At 63.5% G+C, this 8784-nt stretch carries 10 protein-coding genes and 1 tRNA gene; 9 read left to right on the top strand and 2 right to left on the bottom strand.

What is annotated here, in order from left to right:
- The first annotated feature begins 30 nt into the window (after positions 1-30).
- Positions 31-879 carry an undecaprenyl-diphosphate phosphatase gene (locus B7X30_RS01095; protein WP_286728638.1) on the top strand — a complete coding sequence of 283 codons (849 nt, stop codon included), beginning with the start codon at positions 31-33 and terminating at the stop codon, positions 877-879.
- Between the two features lie 12 nt (positions 880-891).
- Here the strand turns inward: B7X30_RS01095 and trmB are convergent, their stop codons facing one another.
- The gene (gene trmB / locus B7X30_RS01090; protein ID WP_286728637.1) at positions 892-1602 is read right to left on the bottom strand and encodes a tRNA (guanosine(46)-N7)-methyltransferase TrmB; all 711 of its coding nucleotides are present in this window, start codon (positions 1600-1602) and stop codon (positions 892-894) included.
- A gap of 35 nt (positions 1603-1637) precedes the next feature.
- Positions 1638-1711, bottom strand: a tRNA-Gly gene (locus B7X30_RS01085).
- A 790-nt stretch (positions 1712-2501) separates the two neighbouring features.
- Between B7X30_RS01085 and B7X30_RS01080 the strand changes: the two genes are divergently transcribed.
- From B7X30_RS01080 to B7X30_RS01045, 8 genes are all read left to right on the top strand, one after another.
- On the top strand, positions 2502-3131 hold the full coding sequence (locus tag B7X30_RS01080; protein WP_286728634.1) for a hypothetical protein: 630 nt from the start codon (positions 2502-2504) through the stop codon (positions 3129-3131).
- Positions 3128-4630, top strand: coding sequence for a P-loop NTPase family protein (locus B7X30_RS01075; RefSeq protein ID WP_286728633.1), 1503 nt, complete (start codon positions 3128-3130; stop codon positions 4628-4630). The genes B7X30_RS01080 and B7X30_RS01075 overlap by 4 nt, the downstream gene beginning before the upstream one ends.
- A 238-nt stretch (positions 4631-4868) precedes the next feature.
- Positions 4869-5198: a hypothetical protein gene (locus B7X30_RS01070; protein WP_286728632.1), complete on the top strand. Its 330-nt coding sequence runs from the start codon at positions 4869-4871 to the stop codon at positions 5196-5198.
- Between the two features lie 65 nt (positions 5199-5263).
- The gene (locus B7X30_RS01065; RefSeq protein WP_286728630.1) at positions 5264-5497 is read left to right on the top strand and encodes a hypothetical protein; all 234 of its coding nucleotides are present in this window, start codon (positions 5264-5266) and stop codon (positions 5495-5497) included.
- Positions 5494-5850 (top strand): hypothetical protein, encoded by a 357-nt coding sequence (locus B7X30_RS01060; RefSeq protein ID WP_286728629.1) that lies wholly within the window; start codon positions 5494-5496, stop codon positions 5848-5850. Before B7X30_RS01065 ends, B7X30_RS01060 begins: the two co-directional genes overlap by 4 nt.
- Positions 5762-7432, top strand: a complete 1671-nt coding sequence (locus B7X30_RS01055; RefSeq protein ID WP_286728627.1) for a type IV secretory system conjugative DNA transfer family protein — start codon at positions 5762-5764, stop codon at positions 7430-7432. Before B7X30_RS01060 ends, B7X30_RS01055 begins: the two co-directional genes overlap by 89 nt.
- Positions 7433-7445: 13 nt before the next feature.
- Positions 7446-8207, top strand: a complete 762-nt coding sequence (locus B7X30_RS01050; RefSeq protein WP_286728626.1) for a hypothetical protein — start codon at positions 7446-7448, stop codon at positions 8205-8207.
- 2 nt (positions 8208-8209) lie between these two features.
- Positions 8210-8464, top strand: a complete 255-nt coding sequence (locus B7X30_RS01045) for a hypothetical protein (protein WP_286728625.1) — start codon at positions 8210-8212, stop codon at positions 8462-8464.
- Positions 8465-8784: the final 320 nt, after the last annotated feature.

Here is an 8784-nt window from a genome sequence, read left to right as displayed (position 1 = left end):
TAATCGCAACCTTTTGTCACAAGGGTCAGCATGGACGCGCATTCCGCCATCGTGGTGGTGATTCTCGGCTTGGTCGAGGGCATCACCGAATTTCTGCCGATTTCTTCCACCGGCCACCTCATTCTCGCCGCCAGCTTGCTGGGCTGGGTGAGCGACAAGGCCAAGGTGTTTGAAATCGCGATTCAAAGCGGCGCCATTCTGGCGGTGATGTGGCATTACCGCCTGCGCATCGGCGAAGTGCTCACCGGACTGGCCGCCGCCGAACCCGCGCGGCGCAGCACCGCCTGGCGCTTTGCCATCAATGTGCTCATCGGCTTCATCCCGGCGGCCATTCTGGGCTTGCTGTTTGCCAGCGCTATCAAACGCTGGCTGTTCGCACCCGTGCCGGTGGCGCTGGCTTTTATCGTTGGCGCCTTGGTGATCTTCTGGGCTGAAGCCTGGCAGAAGCGGTCGGCGCAGCATGTGCGCATCCACCATGTCGATGACATGCGTGCGAGCGACGCGCTGAAGGTCGGCATCGCGCAGGCGTTTGCGCTCATTCCCGGCACCAGCCGCTCGGGTGCTTCGATTATTGGCGGCATGTTGTTCGGCCTCAGCCGCGCGGCCGCCACCGAGTTCTCCTTCTTCCTCGCCATTCCCACTCTGCTGGCCGCCACGGTGTACGAGCTTTACAAAAATCGCGCTCTGCTCAGCCTGAGCGATGTGCCTACCTTCGGCCTCGGCATGGCGGTGGCATTTGTCTCGGCGCTGATGGTGGTGCGCTGGTTGCTGCGCTATGTGGGCGGGCACAGCTTCGTGCCCTTCGCCTGGTACCGGGTGGTATTCGGCGCGCTGGTGCTGGTCACCGCCTGGGGCGGCTGGGTGAACTGGTCTGGATGAAGTCCGGCGGGTTCACCGGGTGGTGAACACCAGATCCCAGACGCCGTGGCCGAGATTGAGGCCGCGGCGCTCGAATTTGCTCACCGGGCGCCAGTCCGGGCGCGGGGCGTAATCGGCGGCCGTGTTGACTAGTCCCGGCTCGGCGCGCAACACCTCCAGCATGTGCTCGGCGTAGGGCTGCCAGTCGGTGGCGCAGTGCAAATAGCCGCCCGGGCGCAGACGGCTGATGGCCAGCCGCACGAATTCCGGCTGGATCAGGCGCCGCTTGTGATGCCGCTTCTTCGGCCACGGATCGGGAAAGTAGATGTGCAGTCCGTCCAGGCTGTGCGGGGCGATCATGTGCCGCAGCACCTGCACCGCGTCATGCTGCACGATGCGCAGATTGCTGAGCTTGGCGGCGTCGATGCGCTGCAGCAGCGCGCCCACGCCGGGCGGATGCACCTCCACGCCGATGAAATCTATCTCGGGCTTGGCTGCGGCGATCTGCGCCGTGGCGTCGCCCATGCCGAAGCCGATTTCGAGCACCCGCGGGGCGGCGCGGCCGAATACGGCGGACCAATCGGTGACGGCGTCGGCATAAGGCACGATCCAGCGCGGCCCCAGTTCCGCCAGTGCGCGCGTCTGCGCCTCGGTGGTGCGCCCGGCGCGCAGTACAAAGCTGCGGATGCCGCGTTGCCGCAGCGTGTCGGCATCGTCTGTTGCGGGGTTTGGGTCAGCCGTCATGGCGAAAAAAAATCCGGCTCAGGCCGGAGATGATTTGGAGCGGGTGAAGGGAATCGAACCCTCGTATGCAGCTTGGGAAGCTGCCGTTCTGCCATTGAACTACACCCGCAAAATGCAAAAATGATATGGAAAATCAGTAGGTTACACTGCTCGCAGTTGCGACGCATTGTCAGCTATTGTACATAATTGCTCCCACAATTCCCACTCAATTCCCACACGAACGAGAACCACTCGCAACAAAGCGGGGCGGATTGCCGGGGGTTGCACCCCCTATGCGGGGCGTTGCAGGGGCGCAAAAAAAATGTTTGCACGGGGACAAAAGGTATGGTATATTGAGCGTATCGCATAAGCGAAATAAGCAAGTCGGCCTCGCGCAAGCGGGGGAGAACCACCTTCAATCCCAGCAGGCGGGGAACAGACGAGGTCGGCCCCGCGTAGCGGGGGAGAACGCCAAGACAGGTCGGTGCGAGCCCGACCCCACGCCGGTCAGGCCCTCGCGGGCTTGGGAGCGCCGGCCACTCCAGCAGTCCCAGCCGCACAAGCGGCACAATGAAAGGCTGCGGCACCCCTTGGTGCCGCCCACACGCACCGCCCCGGTGCCGCCATGCCGTGAGGCAGGGCGTAGCCATTCCTGAAAATCCAACACGAAATTGCCCGGCGCTCCGCGCCGTGCCTTGGCGCATTCGCGCGCGCCTCGACCGCCGAAACCCCCTGCTGATTGCCAGATTATCGCGTTGATAATCTGGTGACCAGATAGCGCGCGGGCGGTTTGTCCCATCCACCGGCAATTATGCCACCCGGACAGACCGAGAATAAAAAATCTTAATTGCTGGCTCGGCGCCAGCACCGGGCTTTGCATCCCGGCGATAGGTGGGCTTCTCCACGAAAGGGGGCCCATAATGCAAAACCAAAACACCCATGCCGAGGGGGAAATCGGCAAAATGGCCGCGAAGCTCGCACGCCGCGCGAAGGCGCACGGCTGGTCTTTTGCCGACGCTGAAGATTATTCTCAGGATTACTACCTCGCGCGGCTTGAAAGTGGCGTTTCCATCGAAGAATTCGCAAAAACGCAGCATTTTTACCTGAGCAACCGCGTGTCGCCTGACGGCAACGCGCACAGGGTCTGCGGCGCTTCGTCGCATTATCAGGGCGCAGATGGTGAGGCCGTAGACGCTTTGGAGAATATCCAAAGCCATTACACTGAATACCCCGTCGGATTGATGACGGATTATCAGCGCCGGGTGTTTGAATATCTGGCGCAACTGGACGAAGATAAGATTATGCAGGAGCTTGGCGTTAAAATCGACCGGGCTAAGCAGATTCTCGCCCGTGCGACCGAAATTCTGGTCCGTGTCGCTGCGAATCCTGATGATTATGAAGGATTTTTCCAAAATTTGGAAATCCAGGACTTTGACGCGTGGTTCCGCGTGGTGTTCCCGCCCTCACGGGGCGGCGGAAACACGAAAAAGGGCGACGGGCCGTCGGGGCAGGGGTGGTTGTTCGGCGACCTGGAAGGGGGCGAGCAATGAGCGCCGTCGTTACGAAACTGAAAGCGCCACAGCCCATGCCTGTGATCGAGGTCAAGGCCGGGCGACTGGCGGCGATGGTCGACGAGGCGGTCGCCGCCGTCGCGCGAACCCTACGTGTATACGACAGGGGGTCAGTCCTCGTCGCACTCAACCCAAGCACAGGTGCGTGCGCAGCTCTGACCTCAGCAACCATGCGTGTTGAGATGGCTCGGTCGGCGCGATGGATGCGAAAGGTTAAGGATCTGGAGGACGGCTGGAAACTGGTGCCAGACGACCCCCCGACGGCGGTGGCGAAGGCGATGGTTGATATGGGATCGTGGGAACACATCCCAGTGTTAAAGGCTGCCGTGGATCACCAGCTTTGGGTCTCACCAGGCCGCGCCCACCCCGGCGGGTATGACAAAGAGACCTGCGTCTACTCCATAGCACACCAGCCAGCAGCATCTGCGCGGGTGGACGCAACCCGGGAGGAGGCAGAGGACGCCTTGTGCACTTTGCAAGATGCTATCCATACCTTCCCATGGGCAGACAAGTGTGATGAGGCGGCAGCACTGGCATCAATGCTTGCAGCCCTATCCAGGCCAGTGCTGAAGATCGCGCCGCTCATCTTGATCACTGCGCCTGCACCAGGCAGTGGGAAGGCCCTTCTAGGTCGTGCAATCTCTCAGTTTGCTCAGGCTGCCACGCCGCCTGCGTCGCCCCTGGCCGGGGAGGAAGAGGAAATCAAGAAAGACCTGTTCGCCCGCCTGCTGGCAGGCCAGCAGGTGATTTTCTACGACGAGGTAGAGAAGGGGCCGGGTGCGGCGTTGGACTCGATCTCCATTCGTTCCCTTGCTACTTCCGAGGTGTTTTCAACACGGCTGCTCGGCGCGAGTAAAAGTCCAGCGGTCAGCACATGTGTGACAGTCGTTATCACAGCGAACAACGCCACGCCTGCTGCTGACAGCGCGCGGCGCATGCTGGAAATCAGGCTGGACCCAAGGTGCGAGACCCCAGCGTCTCGCAGGTTCTCCGGCCCGCCGCCTGCCGAGATCGTCGCAAAGCGACGCGCCGAGATGATCCGCGCAGCGATGACTGTACAGGCGGCGTTCCTTGCGGCTGGGCGGCCCGGGCTCGACGATCTGCCGCCCTGTTCTGATTTCCATGATTGGAACCTGTGGGCGCGTGGGCCGATCGCGTGGCTAATGGGTGTCGACCCAGCCAAGCGCCTTATGGAAGCACAGCAGACAGACAGCACAGCCGGAGAAATCGCTGAGGCGCTGAACGCCATTTACCGCCGCATGTCCACGACACGCTGGAAAGTGACCGAGCTGCTCCAGCATGAAGACACCACATCGGCGCTGCGCGAGGCCATTGGCCTGCCGCCGAACCGTGAGCCTGGCTCGAAGCAGATCGGGCGCTGGCTCGTCGGCGCCCGAGACCGGATCGCGGGCGACCTGGTGCTCCGCGTCGCAAGTCGCGCAGCAGGGTCAATTACATGGAGGATTGAGAAGGCCTGATCTGCCCACCATGCCGCCCGGCATGGTGGGTTAGTGGGTTTGAGTGGGTTGTTTTAACCCCGTAAATTTTTGGAGATCCAGATTTTCCGCGTATGGAAACAAACCCACTCAAACCCACTAACCCACCATCAGACCACCACAGATGACTTTCGACCCGGCGCTATCGCGCCTGCCACCGAGGCCCCAACCGCGCCTCTCGGCGCTGCTTGGGATGGTCGGCACCAATGAGACGATTGACATGACCACATTGCAAAACCCTAACACCACAGCCCCGACAGGGGCGGGGAACACCACTGATGCCAGCCCCGACAGGGGCGGGTCGCAGCAGCGCACCCCGCGCGCCATCCTCGCCCTGCTGCTCGCGGGTGCGCTGCTGCAAAAGCGCGGCTACCGGATCGCCGTCGAATCCGGCGAGGCCTACCCCATGGCCGTGCGGCGCATGGTGCAGTCCATGCCACCAGAGCAGCGCGAAAAGCTGCGCGGCGAGGTCACGTTCCTGTTGGACACAGATTTGCGATACGGGCCGTTTGCGGCACTCTCGAAATACCAGCAGCCGCAAAGCGACTGAGCGGCGCTCAATTCTTGGCACGGCCTATCACATGGGCGGCATCCCGCCGTCACTGGAGATAGTCCATGCACACCACGATCGAAACCCAATCCCAGGCGGTCAAGCGCCTGGCCGCCGCCGTCATTCACCGTGCCGCGATGGACTTGCGTTCCGGCGACCGCCGCGAGCGGTTCGAAGCGCTGCAATTTTTCATCGACACTCGCAGCCCGCTCGACCTTTGGTGCGCGGCGCTCGACCGCGACACCCAGCGCACCCGCGCCGCCGCGCTCGCGCTGCTGCACGAAGGGGGCCTGCAGTGAGTACGCCGGTCGGCATCACCACACGAACCCAGCGCAGCCGTTTGCATTGGCTGCTCCGCGCCGCCGTGCTGGGCGCCGTCGCTGGTGCGGTGTCGCTCCCGTTTTGGAGCGGCACCGCCTTGCCGCTGTGGCGCTTCGAAGCCACCTACTGGACTTCGCCCGCGCCCTTGTCCCCCCAAAAGTGGGCGCTGCAGTCCATGGCCTGGCGCTGGGCGCTCGCCCAGCCGGTCGGCTTCACCGCGTGGCTTGCGACGCTGGCGACAGGTGCTGCAATTTCCGTGGCGGCCTATGGATGGGAAGCATGGGCGAGCCGCCCGATGGATTCGTCGAAGCAACTTGACTGCAAGGAGTAAAGAAATGATCGACCTTTTGCGTGGACATGCTGCCCGTGCGCGGGCATGGGGCTTGCGGATCGTTTTGAAGTGGGTGATCGCGCCACTGGTTTGCGGCTGGCTGGTGAGCTACGCGCTAGGCGGCGGAGCGTTTGCGTCTGCGCTCGGTGTCATGGCGGGGTTGGCGCTTTTTAGCTGGTTTGCCTGGCGCAAAGTCCAGCAATGGCGCGCACCCGCGACCGCCGGCGACGACCTGCCCAACGTGCACCAGGCGGTGGCGCTGGGCAAGGCAATGCAGCGCCCAGCGTACCGCGCCGAACCCATGATTGAGCACGCTGAGCAAAGCAAAACGATTTGGGTTGGCGCGACGTGGCGGCACACGCGGAAGGGCATCGCGCGCGACGTGCCGGTCGTGCTTACTCCCGACCAGATGCGCAAGAATCACATTGCCATTCTTGGCGCGTCGGGAACCGGCAAGACGGTCATCACCACTTCGCTGCTCGCGCAGGCGCTGCGCATGGGGGATGCGGTTGTGGTGATCGACCCGAAGTCCGACGAATTTGCCCCCGGCATCCTGACCCGCGAGGCCCGCGCACTGGGGCGGCCTACGGTGTTCGTAGACCTGCGCGCCGATGTGCCGCAGATCAATCCTTTTTTCAACGCGTCGCGCGCCGAGCTTGAAGTGCTGATGACAACAGCTTTGGGCCTGGAGCCGTCCGGGGAGCCCGGCGTGGACTTTTACAGGGGTGAAGACAGGGATGGCCTCGCGGCGCTGCTCGATGCCATTACCCCAGAGCAAACGACGCTGCGCGGCATGGTTGCGGTCGGCGCAGGCATGTCCGAAGTGACCGACCGGGCGAATCTGTGGCGCAACCTGAAAGACCTCGCGCGGCTTGAGGCTCTGGCGACCAGCCAAGGCCCCGACTTGGCGGCGGTGATCGAGCAAGGCGGTCTGATTTATATCGTGGGCTCGGTCGACGATCTGCGCGTGCAAGCGGCGCAAAAAATGGCTTTGACGAGGATCGTGCAGATCATCAAGAACCGCCCGCGCACTGGCGCGCGACACACTCACCTGTTCCTCGATGAATTTAAGTATTCGCTGGGCAACACGTCGTTGAGGGCCTTGGGCACGATCAGGGACCAGCGCGCCACGGTGCTGCTCGCCTTCCAAAGTTACGGTGATCTGCACGATTGCGCAGGGCTCCCGGCACAGGCCGTGCTCGGCGCGGCCAAGGGAAACACGCCCCTCAAACTCATCTTCCGCCTAGAAGACGACCAAACGGCGCGCGAACTGAGCAGCTTGTCCGGGCAATACGCCGTGCAGACAGAAACCACGGCGAAGACAACGAACGTGGATGGACTGGAGCAGGGCAGCTACCTCAACACCATGCGCTCGCTGGTGACCCCCGACATGCTGTCAACGGCGATGCCAAAGCCAGCGAGCAGCGCCGACGCCCCGGTGTGCTGGATTTTTGGCGACGGCGTGCCGAAGCTGATTGCCTGCGGATACATGCAACCCGGCGAGCAACCGCAGGTCACCCCAGCGCCACCGCTGCCGACCAGCAGTGCGCCTGACGCGACCAAGGCGCAAGCGCTGATCTGACGGAGCCGACAACATGCACGACGCATTGAAGATGACACCAGCGCAACGCGCCGAGCGCGCCGCCGACAAACGGCACACGCTGCTGCGTTTTTTGCGCGACGAGGTTTACACCACGGCACCGATTGCGGCGGTGTTGCTGGGGCTGTCGGAGCGTCAGACGGCGCGCACGCTGGCTGGTATGCAGCGCGCCGAGTTGCTGGCATCCAAGCGCATCACAACCGACAGCGGCTGGGCGCCGGTGCTGTGGGGCATCACGCCCCACGGCCAGGGCATGGCCTTTGACCCCAGCACCGGCGAGATTCCCGGCGAACGCACGTTTGAACCGGCGCGCGTCGCCTTGTCCACGCTAAAGCACGCGCTCGGTTTACAGCGCCTGCGCGTGCAGGCCCACGCGGCAGGCTGGACGGACTGGCAGTCAGGCGACAGGCTTGCACCGTTCGACGCTGAGGCGCGGCCTGACGCCATCTCGACAGACACCCAAGGCGTGCGCTGGTGTATCGAGTACGAGCGGACGATGAAGCGCCGTTCGAGGTACGAGCGCATCTTGTTTACAAGGCTTCGCGCGATCCGCGAAGGCAAGTATTCGCGCGTGGTGTGGGTCTGCGATGACTCTCACACGGCAAGCCTGCTGCGCGGCATGCTGACCAGCCTGCGTGAGTTCGACGTGAAGCACGCTGGGCAAAAGCAACGCGTGACCATCGACCCGGCGCGGCACCATCCCTTGCTGAGCTTTACGAGCATCGACCAGTTTCCCACCACCACCAAAGGAGTTTGACCATGGCAATCCTCAAGCAAAAAGCAAACACCCAGACCCGCCCGCTGAGCGTGCGGATCGACGTCGATTTGTTTGCACAGATCGACGCGATCAAGGCCGAAGCCAGCGCGGCGGGCTTTGAGTTCGACGCTGCAGACGTGTGCAGCAAAGCGCTCGCCGCTGCCGTCAAGGCGGCACGCGCAGAGCTTGCGGCACTGCACCCGCAACCCAGTGCAGCCCCGATGCAGCCAGCCACGCAAAATGTTTACACCGTGTAAACATTTCTGATGCACGGCCGTATATGCCGCCGTGCATGCGCCACACCACAAAAGCCCCCGGCTCCGGCCCGGGGCTTTTGTTTTGCCTGCGCCGCCTGTCTGCGCCAGCGGCTGCGGTGCGGCACCCCGCGCAGGCACCCCGCGCTGCGCGCGGGCGCAAAGGCACGCGACCACCCCCTTTCGCTGCGCTCACCCGCCCTGAACGGGCGGGCCGGGGGTTGCGGCCCTAGGGGGCCGCTCGCGCAGAAGAAAAACCGGGGCGCTTCGACCCTGACGGGGCTCGAAGCGCCGGGGCTGACGCCCCCCAACACCGTCGGCGC

It is taken from the genome of Thiomonas sp. 13-64-67 (assembly GCF_002282795.1).
Taxonomy (GTDB): Bacteria; Pseudomonadota; Gammaproteobacteria; order Burkholderiales; family Burkholderiaceae_C; genus Thiomonas; species Thiomonas arsenitoxydans.
The sequence above is the reverse complement of the archived record's forward strand: the minus strand, read 5'-3'. Positions and strand labels throughout refer to the sequence as shown.